This window comes from Neglectibacter sp. X4, assembly GCF_009917365.1.
Lineage (GTDB): Bacteria > Bacillota > Clostridia > Oscillospirales > Acutalibacteraceae > Acutalibacter.
In genome coordinates, this window is the sequence record NZ_QWLE01000004.1 from 1 (window position 1) to 18,947 (window position 18,947).

Annotated in this window: 16 protein-coding genes and 4 pseudogenes; 13 read left to right on the plus strand and 7 right to left on the minus strand. The window is 49.3% G+C overall.

All coding sequences use genetic code 11. From position 1 onward, the window contains the following. From D1841_RS03960 to D1841_RS03970, 3 genes are all read left to right on the plus strand, one after another. Positions 1–1,826, plus strand: a 1,826-nt coding sequence (locus D1841_RS03960) for a DHHW family protein (protein WP_166554229.1), incomplete at its 5' end; no start/stop codon positions are given. A 100-nt stretch (positions 1,827–1,926) separates the two neighbouring features. Further along, positions 1,927–3,717 carry an HAD family hydrolase gene (locus D1841_RS03965; RefSeq protein ID WP_160643596.1) on the plus strand — a complete coding sequence of 597 codons (1,791 nt, stop codon included), beginning with the start codon at positions 1,927–1,929 and terminating at the stop codon, positions 3,715–3,717. A 32-nt stretch (positions 3,718–3,749) separates the two neighbouring features. Beyond that, entirely contained in the window at positions 3,750–3,992 is a 243-nt protein-coding gene (locus D1841_RS03970; protein WP_160643598.1) for an acyl carrier protein, read from the plus strand. 69 nt (positions 3,993–4,061) lie between these two features. Here D1841_RS03970 and D1841_RS03975 read toward each other — a convergent pair whose 3' ends face one another. The 4 genes from D1841_RS03975 to D1841_RS03990 form a co-directional block, all read right to left on the minus strand. Continuing rightward, positions 4,062–5,261, minus strand: coding sequence for an L-serine ammonia-lyase, iron-sulfur-dependent, subunit alpha (locus D1841_RS03975; protein ID WP_160643600.1), 1,200 nt, complete (start codon positions 5,259–5,261; stop codon positions 4,062–4,064). Positions 5,262–5,533: 272 nt separating this feature from the next. Further along, positions 5,534–6,892 carry a PFL family protein gene (locus D1841_RS03980; protein WP_256376691.1) on the minus strand — a complete coding sequence of 453 codons (1,359 nt, stop codon included), beginning with the start codon at positions 6,890–6,892 and terminating at the stop codon, positions 5,534–5,536. A gap of 190 nt (positions 6,893–7,082) precedes the next feature. Further along, positions 7,083–7,364 (minus strand): ACT domain-containing protein, encoded by a 282-nt coding sequence (locus tag D1841_RS03985; protein WP_237076351.1) that lies wholly within the window; start codon positions 7,362–7,364, stop codon positions 7,083–7,085. A gap of 32 nt (positions 7,365–7,396) precedes the next feature. After that, complete coding sequence (locus D1841_RS03990) at positions 7,397–8,152, minus strand: sugar phosphate isomerase/epimerase (protein ID WP_160643602.1); 756 nt, start codon at positions 8,150–8,152, stop codon at positions 7,397–7,399. Positions 8,153–8,522: 370 nt separating this feature from the next. Here D1841_RS03990 and D1841_RS03995 point away from each other — a divergent pair, with 370 nt between their 5' ends. Beyond that, the gene (locus tag D1841_RS03995; protein WP_201751222.1) at positions 8,523–9,701 is read left to right on the plus strand and encodes a phosphopentomutase; all 1,179 of its coding nucleotides are present in this window, start codon (positions 8,523–8,525) and stop codon (positions 9,699–9,701) included. A gap of 149 nt (positions 9,702–9,850) precedes the next feature. Here D1841_RS03995 and D1841_RS04000 read toward each other — a convergent pair whose 3' ends face one another. Beyond that, positions 9,851–10,060: a DUF4368 domain-containing protein gene (locus D1841_RS04000; RefSeq protein ID WP_371721394.1), complete on the minus strand. Its 210-nt coding sequence runs from the start codon at positions 10,058–10,060 to the stop codon at positions 9,851–9,853. 65 nt (positions 10,061–10,125) lie between these two features. Here D1841_RS04000 and D1841_RS04005 point away from each other — a divergent pair. From D1841_RS04005 to D1841_RS04025, 5 genes and pseudogenes are all read left to right on the plus strand, one after another. Beyond that, positions 10,126–10,356 (plus strand): annotated as a pseudogene (locus tag D1841_RS04005) (helix-turn-helix domain-containing protein); the annotation flags it as partial. A 1-nt stretch (position 10,357) separates the two neighbouring features. Then, positions 10,358–11,281 (plus strand): sensor histidine kinase KdpD, encoded by a 924-nt coding sequence (locus D1841_RS04010; RefSeq protein WP_160642196.1) that lies wholly within the window; start codon positions 10,358–10,360, stop codon positions 11,279–11,281. Between the two features lie 103 nt (positions 11,282–11,384). Further along, positions 11,385–12,215 (plus strand): annotated as a pseudogene (locus D1841_RS04015) (ABC transporter ATP-binding protein); the annotation flags it as partial. 215 nt (positions 12,216–12,430) lie between these two features. Then, positions 12,431–12,907, plus strand: a complete 477-nt coding sequence (locus D1841_RS04020) for an ABC transporter permease (RefSeq protein WP_160642195.1) — start codon at positions 12,431–12,433, stop codon at positions 12,905–12,907. A gap of 228 nt (positions 12,908–13,135) precedes the next feature. Continuing rightward, positions 13,136–14,182: an ABC transporter permease gene (locus D1841_RS04025; protein ID WP_160642194.1), complete on the plus strand. Its 1,047-nt coding sequence runs from the start codon at positions 13,136–13,138 to the stop codon at positions 14,180–14,182. Positions 14,183–14,308: 126 nt separating this feature from the next. On the opposite strand, the pseudogene D1841_RS19725 reads toward D1841_RS04025, so the two are convergent. Next, positions 14,309–14,410, minus strand: a pseudogene (locus D1841_RS19725) (plasmid recombination protein); the annotation flags it as partial. 269 nt (positions 14,411–14,679) lie between these two features. Between D1841_RS19725 and D1841_RS04030 the strand changes: the two are divergent. Continuing rightward, positions 14,680–14,850, plus strand: a pseudogene (locus D1841_RS04030) (CHAP domain-containing protein); the annotation flags it as partial. A gap of 29 nt (positions 14,851–14,879) precedes the next feature. On the opposite strand, the gene D1841_RS04035 reads toward D1841_RS04030, so the two are convergent. After that, on the minus strand, positions 14,880–15,236 hold the full coding sequence (locus D1841_RS04035; protein WP_160642193.1) for a helix-turn-helix transcriptional regulator: 357 nt from the start codon (positions 15,234–15,236) through the stop codon (positions 14,880–14,882). Positions 15,237–15,497: 261 nt separating this feature from the next. Here D1841_RS04035 and D1841_RS04040 point away from each other — a divergent pair, with 261 nt between their 5' ends. The 3 genes from D1841_RS04040 to D1841_RS04050 all read left to right on the plus strand — a co-directional run bounded on the left by D1841_RS04040 (position 15,498) and on the right by D1841_RS04050 (position 18,939). Then, on the plus strand, positions 15,498–16,127 hold the full coding sequence (locus D1841_RS04040; RefSeq protein ID WP_347563941.1) for a response regulator transcription factor: 630 nt from the start codon (positions 15,498–15,500) through the stop codon (positions 16,125–16,127). 31 nt (positions 16,128–16,158) lie between these two features. Next, positions 16,159–17,574 carry a HAMP domain-containing sensor histidine kinase gene (locus tag D1841_RS04045; protein ID WP_160642192.1) on the plus strand — a complete coding sequence of 472 codons (1,416 nt, stop codon included), beginning with the start codon at positions 16,159–16,161 and terminating at the stop codon, positions 17,572–17,574. Between the two features lie 135 nt (positions 17,575–17,709). Next, on the plus strand, positions 17,710–18,939 hold the full coding sequence (locus tag D1841_RS04050; protein ID WP_160642191.1) for an ABC transporter permease: 1,230 nt from the start codon (positions 17,710–17,712) through the stop codon (positions 18,937–18,939). Positions 18,940–18,947: the final 8 nt, after the last annotated feature.

The window sequence follows — 18,947 nt, forward strand, 5'->3', positions numbered from 1 at the left end:
CACTAAGGCCCTATACCTCCCAGACCCGACACACTGCTGAAGGAGAGCCACTAAAGCCCTATACCTCCCAGACCCGGTACACTGCCGAAGGGGAACCGCTGAGGCCCTATACCTCCCAAACCCGGTACACTGCTGAGGAAGAGCCGCTAAGGCCCTATACCTCTCAAACCCGGTACACTGCTGAGGAAGAGCCGCTAAGGCCCTATACCTCCCAAACCCGGTACACTGCTGAGGAAGAGCCGCTAAGGCCCTATACCTCTCAAACCCGGTACACTGCCGGGGAGGAGACGTTAAGGCCCTATGCACCCCAGGCACAGCAGCCAGCCGATCCGCCGGCTCCAGATGAGCGCCCCCGCGCCAGGCGGAAAAAGATGGACAAGCGGGATTTGCTGGAAAAACGCCTTTCACTGGTGGTATTGTTTATACTCACCTTTTCTTTCGGGCTTACCACCCTTCTGATGGTGATACTGCCCCGGTCTACCGTATCGAAAATTGAGAAACGGGAGCTGGCAGTATTGCCCCAGTTTTCCCTGGAAAGCTATTTCTCTGGGGAGTTTACTGCCGGGGTGGCAAACTTTTATGACGATACGGTGCCCATGCGGGACAGCCTGAAAAACCTGGGGAACAATTTCAAGGCAGTCTTTGGCCTGCCCAAGTCAGAGGATTCTGTGGAATTTGTAGGCACAGTAAACAAAGTGGGCCAGAAGAAAGAACCGTCCCAGCCAGACGCACCCTCCGCGCCCATCTCCTCCCAGCAGGAAAGCAGCGCTTCCTCCGTCTCACAGGCAGAGCCGGACGTGCAGCAGACCCAGGCCCTGGCAAAAGCCCTGGCCGGGGCGGCAGGCCGGCGCATGGACGGGGTGGAACCCAGCGTCAATAAGTTTACCGAGCAGGAAGCCGAAGGGAACATGACGGAAAACGGCCTGATTGTCATCAAGCAGGACGGGCACTTCCGGGGCCTGGAGCTTTTCGGCGGCGGCAGCGGGGACAATTATGCCCAAAGCCTGAACAGCCTGTATGACCAGGTAGGGGATCGCGTGTCCATCTGGTCTATGCCCGCGCCTTTGGCCTGCGAATTTTACCTGCCCAGCAACTTCCAGGAGTATTCCACCAGCCAGTCGGACTGCTTTGACAAGGTACACAGCAAGCTGAACAAAGGCATCCACGCCATTAACATCTGCCCGGTGCTTTCTAAGCATGTGGACGAGCCGATTTACTGCCGCACCGACCACCACTGGCAGCCCCTGGGCGCTTATTACGCGGCAAAAACCTTTGCGGAAGCAGCAGACGTGCCTTTCCCTGACATCAACACCTATACCCCCGGCAAAATGGAAGGCTTTGTAGGCTCCATGTATGCCTACACAGGCTCTTCCGACCTGCTGAATGATCCGGAGGATTTTGTCTACTACACCCCCGGCGCAGAATACACTTCCGCCTATTACGACACCAGCTATGAGTTCCAGTGGGATGACGACAATCTCTTTGCCGAAGGCGCAAGCGGCTCCGACGCCTACAGCTACTACCTGGGAGGCGACAACTATATTGTCAAGACCGATACCCAGGTGGAAAACGGGCGCAGGCTCCTGATTGTGAAGGACAGCTACGGCAACGCTACAGTGCCTTTCTTCACCGGCTCTTTTGAGCAGATTTATGTGGTGGATATGCGCTACCTGCAGCGGAACCTGATAAGCTTTATCAATGACATGGAGATTACCGACGTGCTCTTTACCATGTCCGCCTATTCCCTGGTGGGCAGCCAGGCAGACAACCTGGAAAACCTTCTCACCCAAAACGCCGGGGAAACCATTGTGGACAAGCAGCCCTGAGGCTTGCGCAAAGGCCGGGCATCCTATATAATATGACCATGAGAAACCGGGGGCCTTCTGCCGGAAACCGGGAGCAGGCCCTCAGAAAGGGGCAGACAATATGCAGGAGCTTATTTATCCCTTTGATCCGGGGGTTATTATCCGCAAACGCAAGGCGCTGAAACGGGCGCTGGAAGCCCAGGAGGGGCCAAGGCTCCGAAAAAAGATTGCGGTGCTGGGCGGATCTACCACCAGCGACCTGGTGAAAACCCTGGAGCTTTTCCTGCTGGACGCGGGCATAGAGCCTGTGTTTTATGAGTCGGAGTATGCCCAATATTTCCAGGACGCCATGTTTCCCCCAGAATCCCTTGCCAGCTTTCAGCCGGACATCATCTGGATTCACACCACCGGGCGCAATATTGAAAACTGGCCCACAGTGCGGGATTCTGACCAGCAAGTGGAGGAGAAACTCGCGGCGGAGCTGGGGCGGTTCCAGGCCATGTGGGAGAGCTTGGAAAAGCGGTTTCGCTGCCCCATTATCCAGAACAACTTTGAAAAGCCCTTTTTCCGGCTTTTAGGCAACCGGGACGCCTGGGACATCCATGGGCGCACCCATTTCACCGCCCGGCTTAACGGGGCCTTTGCCCAGTATGCCGCAGAGCACCAGGGCTTCTTTCTCAACGACACAGATTACCTTGCCGCCGACTTCGGCCTGCGGCGCTGGGCGGATCCAGCCTGCTGGAACATGTATAAATACGCCATGTGCTTTGAGGCCATCCCGGCCTTTACTTTCAGCGTGGCGAATATCATCAAATCCCTGTTCGGCAAAAACAAGAAGGTGCTGGCCCTGGATCTGGACAACACCCTCTGGGGCGGCGTCGTAGGGGATGACGGGGTGGAAGGCATTGAAATCGGCCAGGAAACCGGCGTGGCGCAGTCTTATTATGAGTTCCAAAGCTATGTAAAGCAGCTAAAGGACTTAGGCATTCTGCTGACCGTATGCTCGAAAAACGAGGAAGAAAATGCCCTGGCCGGCCTGAGCCACCCGGAAGGCGCCCTGCGCCCGGAGGATTTCACCCTCATAAAAGCAAACTGGGAGAATAAGGACAGGAATATCCGGGAAACTGCCGCCGCTTTGGATCTGCTGCCAGAATCTATCGTGTTTGCCGACGACAACCCTGCGGAGCGGGAAATCGTGCAGGCCCAAGTACCGGGCGTCCTTGTCCCGGAACTGGAGGGCGTGGAAAATTACATTGCCGCCATCGACCGGAGCGGGTGCTTTGAAACCACCACCTTCAGCCAGGACGATTTGAAGCGGGGCGAGATGTATAAGGCAAACGCCTTGCGGGCTGCCCAGCAGGCCTCCTTCGGGGATTACGGGGAATATCTCAGAAGCCTTCAGATGCACGCTGTGATAGACGATTTCCTGCCTGTATACCTCACGCGCATCACCCAGCTTACCAACAAAAGCAATCAGTTTAACCTGACCACCAGGCGCTTTACGACGGAAGAGATGGAGACTGTGTATAACAGCCCGGATTACATCCGCCTGTACGGGAAGCTTGTGGACAAGTTCGGGGACAACGGGGTGGTGTCAGTGGTAATCGGCAGGAAAAACGGGGAGGCTTTGGACATTGAGCTGTGGCTAATGAGCTGCCGGGTGCTCAAGCGGGACATGGAACTTGCCATGCTGGACAAGCTTGCAGAGCGCTGCCGGGAGCAGGGCCTGAAAACCCTTCGCGGGTTTTATTACCCCACCCCGAAAAACGGCATGGTAAAAGGCCTTTATGAAAGCTTTGGCTTTCATAAAACAGCCGAGGAGCCTGACGGCAGCACTGTGTGGGAGCTGGAAACAGGCAGCTACGCGCCGAAATGCAAGGTCATTGCAGTCACAGGGAACCCTGTGGAATAACATAGAAAAACAGAGAAAGGACGGCACAGAATATGGACGGCAGAGAAATTTTTGCAAGGCTTAACAAGGTGTTTCAGGAGGTGTTCGACGACCCCTCCATCCGCCTGACCCCCCAGACCACCGCGGACGATATTGAGGACTGGGACAGCCTGGAGCACATCACCCTGATTTCCGCTGTGGAGCGGGAATTCCGCATGAAATTTAAAATGAAGGAGATTTCCTCCATGAAGAACGTGGGGGAAATGGCAGGCATCATCCAGGAGCGGGCGCGGTAATTAAGAATGCATAGAAAAGCCGGTACAGGTTTTCCCGTACCGGCTTTTCATTTTTCCATATGAAAGGCGCTACTGCCTGTACATCTTGGCAAGGCCGCCCTCGCTTGTCTCTCTGTATTTGCTGAACAGATCCCGCCCTGTTTCATACATGGTTTTCACCACCACGTCAAAGGAGATTTTCCGGGTGTAGGTGAGGAAGTTTGCAAGGCTCAGGGCATTGATGGCCCGCATGGCGGCAACGGCGTTGCGCTCAATGCAGGGAATCTGCACCAGACCCCCGATGGGATCGCAGGTGAGGCCCAGGTGGTGCTCCATGGCCACCTCGGCGGCATATTCAATCTGATCCAAATCCATGTGGTACAGCTCTGCCAGCCCTGCCGCCGCCATGGAGCAGGCACTGCCGATTTCCGCCTGGCAGCCGCATTCCGCCCCGCTGATGGAGGCGTTTGTCTTTATCACGTTGCCGATAACCCCGGCAGCAGCAAGGCCCTTTAAAACATCCCGGTCGGAAAATCCCATCTGCTCCTGCTTATAGAGCAGCACAGCAGGCAGCACGCCGCAGGCCCCGCAGGTGGGGGCTGTGACAATGGTGCCGCCCCCGGCGTTTTCCTCGCTGACAGCAAAGGCATAAGCGCAAACCTTCCGGTTTTCCCGAGTTTCCTTGCTTTCGTCCATGTGGCGCTGGCGGTTGAGGTACATGGCCTTGCGACGCACCCCCAAGCCGCCTTTTAACTCCCCGTCCTTGCGGATGCCCCGGTATACGGCCTCTTTCATCACCTCCCACACTTCCGAGAGATAATCCCAGATTTCCGGCCCTTCGCATTCCTCTGCATACTGCCATAGAAACATATCCCTTTCCCGGCAGTAGTCCTTAATCCCGGCAAAGCTTCCGAGGGGGTACACATGGGGCGGATCGGCAGCGGGCTGGCCCTCTATGGTAATTTTCCCCCCGCCCACACTGTACACCCGCCAGCGGCCCAGGGTCTTCCCGCCTTCCAGGGCTTCCAGATCCATGGTGTTGGGGTGGGGCAGTTCCTCCGTCTCCATGTCAAAAATAATTTCCGCAGGCAGGGGGGCTAAAGCCTCTGCCACAGCCATGTCGGTAAGGTGCCCTTTACCTGTTTTGGCAAGGGAACCGTAAAGGGTCACCCGGAAGCTGTCTGCTTCTGGATGTGCCTCCTTAAAGCGCTGGGCCGCAAAGCTTGGCCCCATGGTGTGGGAGCTGGAAGGCCCCCGGCCTATCCTGTATAATTCGCGTAAAGATTCCATACTTTTCACCTTTTTTAAGAACTTGGGGCTTGTCTCGCCTGCCAGCTCGGTCGGTTCGCATGCTTGCAAACGCTCGCGCAAAGCGCGAACGTATGGCCGCAGGCAGACGCTCACCCCCAAGCCTCCGCAAATCCTTTTGAAAAGGATTTGATTCTAAAACTATCTCGGGAGCACCCCGGGCACGCGATGGCCTGCGTAAGCCGTGAAAATTCTTTTCACGGCGGCCCCCTTCCACCCGCGTTGCCCGCGTCCCGGATCCAACGTCACGTTGGCTAGTTCTTTAGGCTCTGCAGGGGAGCGGGGATTCTGCCGCCCCGGCTGATGAATTCCAGAGGGGAGGCTGTGTTTACATCCATAATCGGCCCCATGCCCAAAAGCCCGCCGAAGTCCAGCTCCTCTCCGGCCTGCTTTCCCACAGCGGGGATTACCCGCACAGCAGTGGTTTTGGAATTGACCATGCCGATAGCCGCTTCGTCTGCAATAATGCCGGAGATGATTTCCGGAGAGGTGTCTCCGGGAATGCAGATCATGTCAAGGCCTACGGAGCACACCGCCGTCATGGCCTCCAGCTTCGTGAGGGTCAGGCAGCCGCTGCGGGCAGCCTCTATCATGCCCGCGTCCTCTGTCACCGGGATAAAGGCCCCGGAAAGCCCGCCCACGCTGGAAGAAGCCATCACGCCGCCCTTTTTCACCGCGTCGTTTAAAAGGGCCAGGGCCGCTGTGGTGCCATGGGCGCCGCATTGGGAAAGCCCCATTGCCTCCAGAATATAGGCCACGCTGTCGCCAATAGCCGGAGTGGGGGCCAAAGACAAGTCTACAATGCCAAAGGGCACGCACAGCCGCCGGGAGGCCTCCTGGGCTACAAGCTGTCCCATGCGGGTAATTTTAAAGGCTGTGCGTTTAATCAGCTCGGCAATTTCCGTCAGGCTCTTTCCGTCCCCTTCCTTCTTAATGGCAGCCCGCACCACCCCTGGCCCGGAAACCCCCACGTTTATCACGCAGTCCGGCTCTCCGGGGCCATGGAAAGCTCCCGCCATAAAGGGATTGTCCTCCGGCGCGTTGCAAAACACCACCAGCTTAGCCGCGCCAATGCACTCCCGGTCAGCGGTACGCTCTGCCGTCTCTTTCACCACCCGGCCCATCTTTTTCACCGCGTCCATGTTAATGCCCGCCTTGGTGGTGCCTACGTTTACAGAAGAGCACACCAGCTCTGTTTCGGACAAAGCCTCGGGGATGCTCTCAATGAGGGCATAATCCCCAGGCCCAAAGCCCTTGTGTACCAGGGCCGAATATCCCCCAATAAAGTTTACCCCCACGCTGCGTGCGGCGCTGTCCAGAGCCTTGGCAAAGCGCACCGGGGACATGGCCGGGCAGGCCCCCGCCACCATGGCAATGGGGGTGACGGAAATCCGCTTGTTGATAATGGGGATGCCGTACTGGCGGCTGATGTCCTCCCCGGTCTGCACCAGCCTTTCGGCATAGCGGCAAATTTTATCATAGATGGCCTGTGCCGCTTTCTCCCCGTCCGGATGGATGCAGTCTAAAAGGGAAATGCCCATGGTGATAGTGCGCACGTCCAAGTCCTCGTTGTCTATCATGTTGATGGTTTCTAAAATTTCCTTCGTGTTCAAAAAAATCCCCCTCACGCGGCTGCAGGCATTAGGTCTTGTTTGAAAAATCGCAACACCGTCTTTTTATCCCAAACGGGCGTTTCCTGTGTTGGAAATCCTCGACAGGCGACAGCCTGTCTTGCGGGTTCCGCCTTGAAACCGCCTCGTTTTGTCTTAAAAATCCGGCACTTTCTCTATTTTCAAACAAGCCCTAAATCCTGTGCATAGAATTAAAGATGTCCTCGTGCATAATGTGTATCTTCAAATCCATTTTGGCTCCCAGATCGTCGAAAATATCTGCCAGCTCCGCCACGCCTGCCGCAGCCCCTGTGATGTCCACCAGCATGACCATCACGAATAGATCCTGTAAAATAGACTGGGTAACCTCCAGCACATTCATGCCCTTTTCCGCGCACAGGGCCGTAACCTTTGCCAGGATTCCCACCATGTCCTTGCCGATAACGGTGATAACCGCCTTTTCCATTTTTTCCATATCGCGCATCCTTCCTTCAGTGTATTCGGCATTTAGATGCCCAAGGCCCGCAGGTTTTTCAGGCTCTGCTTCAAACAGTCAAAGGGGCTTCCCTCGCAGATATCCTGCTCCACCAGCAGGTGCTCTGTGCCGCCCTGTGCCTGTAAAACCTCCAGAATTTTCTGCCAGGGAAGGTTTCCCTCCCCCACCGGGGCCATCACAGGCTCCATGCCCCGCACAGCCATGTCCTTCAGGTGTACGCAGGGAATGCGCCCTTTCAGGGCCTTCAGCCAATCGCACACATCCCCGCCGCCCATCTGCACCCAGTAGGTGTCCAGGGTAATGCCCATCTCCTCTGGGGCAAAGCTTTCCAGCAGGGTTTCCAGCACCAGCCTGCCGCCAAACTTCTGGAACTCCAGGTTGTGGTTGTGGTACATTAAAAGCATCCCGGCCGCCGCAATCTTTTTGGCAGGTTCCTTATAGTCCTCCGCAAAGCGCCAAAGCCACTCCGGGTGCCTGTACTTCTCCGGCATCATGCCAATGCCGATATACTTACAGCCCATCACCTCGTGCTCTTTTATCACAGTCTCTGTGTCGCGGAGGATGCGGCCCGGGTCTGTGTGGGTGAGGACAATCTGCAGGCTGTGCTTGTCGCAGAGTTCCCGCACTGTCTGGGCGGGAATCGGCCCGATAGCGGAGATCTGAACGGTTTCATAGCCCATTTCAGCCACTTTTCCCAGGGAATAATCCAAATCCTCCGGGGTCTGGGTATATGTGCGTAATGTAAAAAGCTGTGCGCCGATTGTCATGAAAATGCCTCCTTTGGCTTTTGGCGTCTCTGCGGCTAGTATACCATAAGCGCGAAACGCGTTGGTATTGTGTCCATCGCCTGACTGACTGAAGGAAAGGCTAAGGCGGGACACATTTAAATCAAGTATAATAACCGCTTTGCGGCTAGTATACCATAAGCGCGAAGCGCGTTGGTATTGTGTCCATCGCCTGCCTGACTGAAGGAAAGGCTAAGGCGGGACACATTTAAATCAAGTATAATAACCGCTTTGCGGTTATTATACCATGGCAGAAGCGGGCAGTCAAACAGAATAAAAGCGGCGGTTGCCTTGCTTCCCGGTTTGCGGTATAATGGGCATAAAACCTGAAAACCATGGGAGGTCTGAATTTATGCGGCGTGTTTTTATAATCGTTCTGGATTCCCTGGGCGTGGGCGCCATGGCGGACGCCCCTGCCTATGGCGACGCGGGAGCCAACACTTTAGGGCATATCAGCGAAAAGGCAGGGCCTCTGCATATCCCCCATCTGCTGGAACTGGGCATGGGAGAAATCTGCCCGCTGCCAGGCACCCCTGTCCCGGAAAAATTTTCCGGGAAGGTTCTGCGCATGAACGAGCTGAGCGCCGGGAAGGACACCATGACAGGCCACTGGGAAATGATGGGCCTGCGCACCACCGCCCCCTTCCGCACCTTTACGGAAACGGGCTTCCCGGAAGAACTGCTGAAAGAGCTTTCCCGGCGCACCGGCCGGGGGATCATCGGCAACAAGGCGGCAAGCGGCACCGCCATTTTAGACGAGCTGGCCCCCCGGCAGTTGGAGACAGGAGAACTGATTGTCTACACCTCGGCAGACTCTGTGCTGCAAATCTGCGGCAGCGAGGAAACTATGGGCCTTGCGGAACTGTACCGCTGCTGCGAAATTGCCCGGGCGCTCACCTTGGAGGAGCCTTGGAAGGTGGGACGGGTAATTGCCCGCCCCTATGTGGGCAAGGCCCCGGGGCAGTTTAAGCGCACAGCCAACCGCCACGACTATGCTGTGCCCCCCTTTGGCCCCACTGCCCTGGATGCCTTAATGGAAGCTGGCCTGGAGGTTATCAGTGTGGGGAAAATCAGCGATATTTTTGCAGGCCATGGCATCACCAAGTCACATCATTCCGAAAGCAGCGTCCATGGCATGGAGCAGGCCATTACAATCGCCCAGGAGGATTTCCATGGCCTTTGCTTTGTGAACCTGGTAGACTTTGACGCTCTCTGGGGCCACCGCCGCAATCCCGATGGCTACGCCCGGGAGCTGGAGCGCTTTGACGAAAAGCTGGGAAAACTGCTGCCCCTGCTGGGCAGGGAGGACAGGCTTTTCATCACCGCAGACCATGGGAACGATCCCACCCACACAGGCACCGACCATACCCGGGAGCAGGTGCCCCTGCTGTGCTGGTCGCCGGGAATAGGGCCTGCCCGCCTGGAAGACAGGGATACCTTTGCCGACCTGGGCGCTACCGTCTGCGGGCTTTTCGGTGTTTCCCTGCCCGCGGGCTGTGTGGGAAATCCCGTCAAAGAAATGCTGGCATAGTAAATGCTCTGCCCTCTGCTTTCTGTCCCTTTTGAACCCCGTTAATGGAACAAAAAAATCCCCCCGCTTTGGGGCAACTCCCGTAAGGAAGTTGCCCCAATAGCGGGGTTGTAAAAGACAAGTTATCCATTTGGACGGCGTAGCTTCGGCTACGCTGTCTTTTTATGCTGGCCTGCAAGATGCTCCTGGAACAGTTTCTCCATTTCCTCCGGGGACGGGGCACACCACAGGCCAATGGTGTTGTAATGAACGTCCACCCGCTGATGGCGCTTGCCGTCTACCTTGTCGGGCTTGGACACTACGATTTTCTCGATGAACTCGTGGACGATTTCAGGCGTCAACTCCGTCAGCCGGGTCACCTGTCTGGCCCGCTCAATAAAACGCTGTAAATCAGCGGCCTTGTCCGTGGTGGCGTCCAGGCTGGCTTACAGGGAAAGAATTTGATTTGCTGCTCTTTCTTGCTTCCAACAAAGGGCGGGTATTTACCAAAAAGCAAATTTATTCACAGGTATGGGAGGAAGAATATGCTTTTGACGATAGTAATATTATGTCTTTTATCAGCAAATTAAGGAAAAAGATTGAGCCAGACCCCGACCACCCTTTTTACATTTTAACTGTCAGGGGTGTCGGCTATCGTTTTAATAAGGAGGCTTAACATGGACATAAATTTTTATCTTTTCATAGTGTTAGCTCTCATGCTGCTTATCATTGTGTACCTCGTTTCTGCCTTGCGGCGCGTGCGAACACAGCTTGCGCTGATAAAAGACGCCTTAGAGGACATAAAGGGCGGAAATTTGAACAGACGTATTTTAGCAGATGAAAACGATATGACAAAAAAAATTTGCTATGGTATTAACGAAATAGCCGTAAACAGCCAGACACAGCTTATACGTCAAAGGCAATCTGAACAGGCATATAAACGGCTGATGACAAGCCTTTCACATGATGTAAAAACTCCGCTTGCTTCCCTTGTGGGTTATTTGGAAGCGGTTGAAAACAAAATAGTCCCTGGGGAGGAAAAAGACGAATATATCCATGTCGCACATGAAAAAGCGCAATATATGAAATCCTTTGTGGAAAATCTGTTTGAGTGGGTAAAACTGGATTCCGGGGAGCAGATTTTTCATTTTGAAAAAATAGATTTGAATGAACTATCCCGCAACATTATAGCGGACTGGGTTCTTGTCTTAGAAAACAATCATTTTGAATATGAATTTATCATACCCGAAACAGAGTATTTTATCCGTATAGACGTAAACGCATATACCCGCGTCCTTAATAACCTTTTGCAAAATATTATTATTCACAGTGAGGGCGACAAAATGGAATTGCACATTTACGAGGATATTCAACAAGATAAAATTATAATCTGGGATAATGGAAAGGGGATAACTTCCGACAATCTCCCACATATCTTTGAAAGAATGTACCAGTGCGACCAGTCGCGGTCTGCGAAAGGAAACGGATTAGGTCTGGCGATTACAAAGGAACTTATCAGCGTTCACAAAGGAACCATCACCGCCGAAAGCAATTCCGGCAATGGAACTAAATTTACCATATTACTTCCGAAAGCCCTGTAAAAAATGCGGGGCTTTTTTATAAAACATGAAAAAAGCAAGGTATCGGCAAGGTTATGGCAAGGTTACAGATTTATAATAGGGAGTACAAAAGGAGGAAACATCTATGAATGATTTCGTAATTGAAACAAAGCAGCTAACAAAAATCTATGGAGAACAAACGGCTGTTAGCAAAGTTAATCTCCATGTAAAAAAAGGACGGATTTATGGTCTGTTAGGGCGTAACGGCGCAGGAAAGACAACGATTATGAAGATGGTTTTAGGACTGACTTCCATTACATCAGGAGAAGTGCAGCTGTTTGGAAAAAATATCAGAGGACAGGAAAAACGGATATACCCTCGTATTGGCGCAATCATCGAAACGCCTGGGTTTTATCCGAATCTGACTGGAACAGAAAATTTGGAGATTTTTGCAAAGCTACGTGGGACATCCCGCCCGGATGCCGTAAAAAATGCGTTGGAAGTAGTTGGTCTTCCCTACAAAGATAAAAAGCTGTTCAGCAAGTATTCCCTTGGCATGAAGCAACGGCTTGGAATCGCAAATGCTATCATGCATGACCCCGAACTTTTGATTCTTGATGAACCGATTAATGGTCTTGACCCGATTGGCATAGCGGAAATCAGAAAATTCTTGCAGGATTTAAGCAAAGAACGGGGGAAAACCATCTTGATTTCCAGCCATATCCTGTCAGAGATTGACTTGCTTGCAGATGATATAGGAATTATTCATGAAGGAAACCTATTGGAAGAAAGCAGTATGGACGAATTAAGAAAAAAGAACCAGAAATATGTTTTATTCCGTGTATCCTCTACGGCAACCGCAGCCCGGATTCTGGAGCAGAAATGCGGCGGGGTAAAATATCGTATTGAAGATGATAATGTTATGCGGATTTATGATATGGACATTGATTTGAGCATGGTAAATCAAGCGTTTATTTTCTGTTATGCTGTTGAAAGTTCCAGCCCCATTGACTTTATTGTTTCGATGCAGTCTGCCTTTTATAACGGCAAATCCAGAACGCATGGAAATGGTGGAGAATGTGCAGAATTGGGTACTGCCAGTATTTCCCTGTATCCTTTCTCTTATTGGGATGGGAACTGTGTGCATGGTATTGTCGGCATATATTTATCGGAAACAGGAGGTGTAATGCGATGATTTGGGCAGAGTTAAAAAAATTAAAAAGACATTATCTTTTGCCTCTTTCAATAGGAGTTGTCGTACTGTCAAGTCTTCTGGCATTATTCCAGCTGACAGGGGCGGCAAATTCCGTAGTTGGCTATCTTCCACTGACAGATGGAATCCTTTGGAACAATATAACCCTTACATTTCCATTTTTGATAACTTTTTTTGGCAGTTATTTAATGAACCGGGAGTATTCAGAGGACACATTGAAAAACAACCTTATCGTGCCAGTTTCTTATAGTAAATTAAAATTTGCCAAAATTGCAATTACCGTATTTGCGACTTTCCTATTTATTGCAGTTAGTTTTCTATGCAGTATAGTGTTTGCTTTGGTTTTACAATATCCTTTTAACTTGGCAGATATCGGGATAGCTTTCTGGAAACTGTTAGTCACAGGTATCTCCTGTCTAATAGCAGTTATGCCGATTATCGCTTTTTTTCTTTGAAAAGAAATCTTTTTTTGGCAGGAACCTGCGTGGCATTTGTCTATGGATTTTGTGGTATTTTTGTGGCAAATACACATTTTACAAGCTGGTATCCAACCACAACTGGGTTAAGTATCATAAAATATGCACCTAATTCCGCAAATTACCAGATATCAGTATCAATATTTGTACTTGCAATCTGTCTGTTTATTTCTTTGTTTATTATATCTGTTATACGGAGGAAACGTGATGATTAATTTAATACAAACTGAGTTTTCAAAACTCAAGAGGCAGAAAACTATATTTACCATTATGGGAGTGCTGCTTTTGTTTTGGGTGGGCATCAATGAAGTCGATAATGATACCATTACGAAATTAGTAAATGACGATAGGGTTCAAGTGGGTGTAAGTCATTTGTTGGGTTTAGTATCTTATGGGGACTACAAATTAACCGTTCGTTCAATGGACGAAACGCTGATGAAATTAGCAAAATATCCTGATTTAGAGGGAGAATTGCCCAAATCTACAAATGAAATTGCTATCACAAAGGCGTTTCTTGATAGAGCTGGATTGTCCAAATCCATAGGCGATACTATATCGTTAAATCTGGGAGATGGAGAAAAAGATTATACCTTATGTGGTATTTTGCCTGTCGAAAATTCAAATTATTCCGTATTCGTGCCGCAGTCCTATATTGAAAACAAGATCAGCGAACCGGCATACTCCGCTTATATCCGTTTGAATGAATCTGATGGTTGGTCTAAGGCCGCTATACAAGCTGAATTATCAACATTGTGCAGAGAATTGGAAATACAGCCGGAGCAAATGCAGTTTTCAACATATTATTTTTCTCTCATTGAACAGAGAAGCAGTCAATATATCGCTGTAATAGCATTTATCAGTTTTATTATCGCTTTGGCTTGTACCCTTGTTATTTACAGTCTGTTCTATGTGTCCATAGCCAGAAAAACAAAAGAATATGGGAAACTGCGGACAATAGGGGCAACTGGAAAACAGATGAAAAAAATCGTTTTTAGAGAGGGATTCCATCTTTCCGGAATTGGTATTCCGATTGGAATATTAGCCGGTGCAATAGCGGGGTATGTCCTTGTCCCACAAGGCTGGAACACTTTAATGGTATTTGTAATTGCCGCTGTCACAGCTCTGTTTGTGTATCTATGCGTTATGATTGCTGTAATTAAGCCAGCCAAAACTGCTGCTCATGTTACGCCTATTGAAGCAGTCCGTTATATGGCGGGCAAAGATAATTCCACCGACTTCCAGCGTCTATGTTAGTACCTTGAATGATTGGGTAGAGGCATACAACGAAAAACTATTGAATTATCGTATGCCAGTTTACATTTTTGTTATGTTTATCGGGGTTTTTGGCATTATCAATCTGCTAAACACACTGATAACAAACATCTTGACACGGTAGGCGGTCTGCCACTCGGACAGGCTTTTTTGGTTGCCTAAAATAGACTTCGCTGACAGCTTGTTGTCTGGCGTAAGCGGCACAAAGCATGAGCAGATAGATCACTGCCCGAAAAAAGAACATAAAAAAATCCCTCCAAACTTTTAAACAGGTCTGGAGAGTGTCTGTTAAGTCTTTTCGGGCATAGCAATACCGCCCACCAAAACACCGTTTTTTTATATAGTGGACGTTTGCCTTAAAACCTTATGAAATAAAATAGAGCCAACGAACTGTGATTTTATTTCACAAGTTCATCGGCTCTGCGTCTTTGCGTCTGGCTCTGCGATGACTGTCATCCTTAAATTTGTTACTTCAATCAATGTTCTTTGACTGGGAGGGTGACGGGGAAACCGACCATGTAGGCATCGTGGAACGGTGCGAGAACGGCATCGTCTACACCGTGGAGGGCAACTCTGGAGATGCGTGCAGGCAGCGGAGCTACCCTGTCGGGAGCAGCTCCATCTACGGCTACGGCATCCCTGCCTATTGATGGAAAACGGGCGAAAGAAAAACCAGAGGTCAATCCTCTGGCTGCTCTTTTGCCTTACATATCCCCTGCGCCGTCCCCGCTATGATAGTCAGTTCTGAATCATCGAACGTATCAAAGAGTGCGTCCAACTGTCGGCGCAGCGTGGTCTTCCCTGTCGGGAGGTCTGGGTGTATGTACTGGTCTACGGATATGTGGAACATGGTCACAAGCTGAATGAATAAGGGAAAGCTCGGATTCTGCCCCTCTTTCTCCACAGCCTGCAAATGCCTTGCCGAGATGCCAAGCTCCTCGGCTAATTCCTCTCTGGTAATCCGCTGTTTCTCACGGGCATCCATAATCGCCTGCCCCAACTCCATAAAGTCAAAGTTTCCTGCGGCTTCGCTCATTTTCCTCACCACCTGTACGGATAGATTTTGTCCTCTTATATTGTACTGAAATGGGAGTTCCACTTAAACGATGTGAAATCTCTTTGTTTAGGAGATTTAATCTCTATCATCAGGGGATGAAAGTTCATATTTGCACAGTTGATTGCCGAAATAAAGATAATTATAATAGGTGCAGGAGCTTGAATCAGCTCCCCGAAAAAATGCAAAAAATTCATACTCCATACACATGGAGATGCTAAGATAAAGTTGGAGGTGGTCTTTGTGGCAAAGATATTGATTGTGGAAGATAATGTTGATACAAACGAAGCTCTTTCCGAATATCTGCAAGAGGCAGGTCACGAAATTATATCAGCGTATGACGGAACAGAGGCTTTGGAGATTTTCTCACAGAACAAGATAGATTTAATCGTCCTTGATATTATGCTGCCCACAATGTCGGGGCTTGCGGTATTAAATGCGGTACGAAAGACAAGCCAGATACCAGTCATCATGCTTACGGCATTAGAGGACGAATATACGCAGGTATCAAGCTTTGATTGTTTGGCAGACGATTATATGACAAAACCGTTTTCAATGGTGGTGCTTGGAAAACGCATCACCGCCCTGCTGCGTCGGGCAGGCGTAAAGGATGAGCCGAATATCTGGAAGTATGGCGAGTTGACCGTGGACTTTTCTGGATACTCCGCCTGCAACCAGAACGGAAAAATTGATATAACCCCCAAAGAAATCGAATTGCTAAAGCTGTTACTCGACCATAAAGGACTGGTGCTGTCACGGTCACAGATATTAAATGCAGTCTGGGGAGACGATTCTTATGTGATAGACCGTATTGTTGACAGCTACATCAGAAACCTGCGAAAAAACTGGGACTTGATTGCATTGTCACGGTGAAAGGGATTGGATACAAATTGGAGGTGGGTGTATGAGAAAGCTGAAACTTTTTCCGAAAACCTTTTTATATACATTTAGTCTGATGATTGTAATTGTGGCAGTCTCCCATCTGCTCATTTATAGTCTGCTTCCAGTGGTATATAATTTCCGTCAGCGGAACGAATTGGAAAACGATGTAGCCAGCTTGTGTGAAAAAATGGCGAATACTCCAGATGCAGAAAGACTTCCATTAGTGACAGAATTTGCAGGGAAATGGTGGGCTGATGTTTCAGTATGCTATGACGGCTATACCTATGAAATGAATTTACTGAATGCAGGTGAATCAGAGCTTTTGAATATTTCTAACACTACGGAAGTGGTGAACATCATTGCGGAAGAAACAGATGGAAAAATAAAAATATCACTGTCCCAGAATCCAAAAGGCGGTACAGATTTCTTTTATGTGGAAAGAATATTGCCGAATGAAAATGGATATGTAAAAGCCACGGTATCAAGACAGCAGATTGAAGATGCTGTCAGTACAGTCATTGTCATTTTACCCATTACTGCCTTTTTATGTACGCTTATTTCAATATTGTCCGCCCTGGCATATTCCCATATGCTCACAAAGCCAATCAAACAGATTTCAAGCGCAACAAAGCAGATGCAGGAATTGACATCGGACGTTCATTGTGAAATCCATACCCATGATGAAATTGAAGCATTGGCAGATAATGTAAACAACCTATATGATAATCTGCTAAAGACCATTCATGACTTGGAGCAGGAAATTCACAAAGTAGAAGAAATGGAAGTACAAAAAACAAACTTGCTTCGCTCTGCTTCCCATGAATTAAAAACGCCCGTTACAGCCGTAAATGTCATGTTAGAAAATATGATTCTAAATGTAGGGAAATACAAAGACCATAGCGTGTACTTGCCAAAGTGCAAAGTTTTGATGGAGCAACTGGCGGCAATGATTCGGGAAATTCTGGACGTATCAAAGTTTGAAAAACCGCAGGACGGAGAAGATGAAGAAATCGACTTATCTGAACTGATTCCACAGGTCATTCCACCCTATGCGATTATTGCCAAGTCGAAAGGGATTTGCATAGAAACGGATACTTACGAAAAACTTTCGATATGCTATCCTCTCCCTATGATAAAAAAAGTAATCTCTAACCTACTGGCTAACGCCATCTCTTATACCCCCAAGGGAGGCAGCATAAAAATTTATATAGAGAATCAAAATCTGATTTTCGAGAACGAATGTGTCCCGATTCCCCAGAAATATCTAACCCACATCTTTGAACCGTTCTACCGTCCAGAGTACGGAAGCTGCCCAGATACGGACGGTAACGGATTGGGCTTATATATTGTTGACACAATCCTAAAAACCTTGCAGATTCCTTACACGTTTGCAGCCATAGAGGATAACAGTGGAATGCGTTTCACAATAGAATTTTAGATAGCTTGAAAGCTGCCTGCACAGAAAGCAGGCAGCTTTTTTTCTGCAATTTCATACGCCATTCATATTAGAATGATACACCAATCACATGAGGGGGATAGAATCTATGGGTATCAAGCGAAAGGAGGAACAGTTTTGAACGTCTACAAGCGAGCATTACTTTATGTCATTAGAAAGAAAGGAAAAAGTTTGACGCTTTTTCTGTTGTTGCTTTTAATAACCGTGTCGGTCATGGTGGGAGTTTCCATCCGAGACGGAACGGCAAAGGCAGCGGAGAACCTGCGGACAACAATAGGTGCGTCCTTTACCATGAGCGGGAACATCAACAATCTGGACTTTCATGACGGCGAAGCAGGATATACCGCTGAAAAAATCCCTATTTCCCTTAAAGCAGTGGAACAGATGATAACTGTAGAGGGCATAAAGACTTACAATGCCGAACAGCACACTTCTGTCACTGCCGAGGGAATCTACTATCTTTCTGGAATGTCAAGCGGCAGTCTTTCCGCTAATACAGAAACTGCCTACCAGACGGATTTTATGAACGGAATACTGGAATTAGCGGAGGGCAGGCATATTGCGGAAGATGACAGGGACGCAGTACTTATCAGCGATAAACTGGCGGCAGAGAATCATTTACAAGTTGGCAGTGAGCTTGTTTTGGAATCTGCTTCTGGTGACAGCGGGGAGCAAACTAAGGTCTTGATTGTAGGGCTGTATTCCAGTGACGATAAGATGGAATATGATAATGACACCATTTTCACAACCCATGATGTTTACTGGAAACTGTCTGGGCAAAAACCATTCGGATATTCTGGAAATGTAACTTTCTATGTGACTGACCCAAAGGAATTGAATCGCATTGTGGAACAGGTACAGCAGATAACGTCTATCCAGTGGGAAGATTACTTTATCCGCATAAACGAATCCGAATACAAGGCAGTCGCATATCAGATTCAGACAATGGAACGGCTTACGGAAATACTGATTACTGTAATTGCTGGAGTTGGCTTTATCGTTGTAGCCCTTGTGCTTGCAATGAGAATAAAGAATCGGATACACGAAGCAGGGATATTCCTTTCCGTTGGCGAATCAGCTCCCCAGATTATGCTACAGCTTATTTGTGAAATCCTTATGATTGCTGTCTTGGTGTTCTTTGTATCACCCATGTTGGGACAGTTCATTGTAGGACAAGTAGAAGCTGCCCTAAAAAATATGGGAACTGTAATTACAATGTCAATTTCCTTAAAAACGACAGCTCTGCAACTCCTTTTAGAGACACTTATTATCGTGCTTGCAGTGGTTACGGCTGCTTTGCCAATTGCCCGAATGAAACCAAAAGATATTTTATCAAAAATGAGCTGACAGGAGGA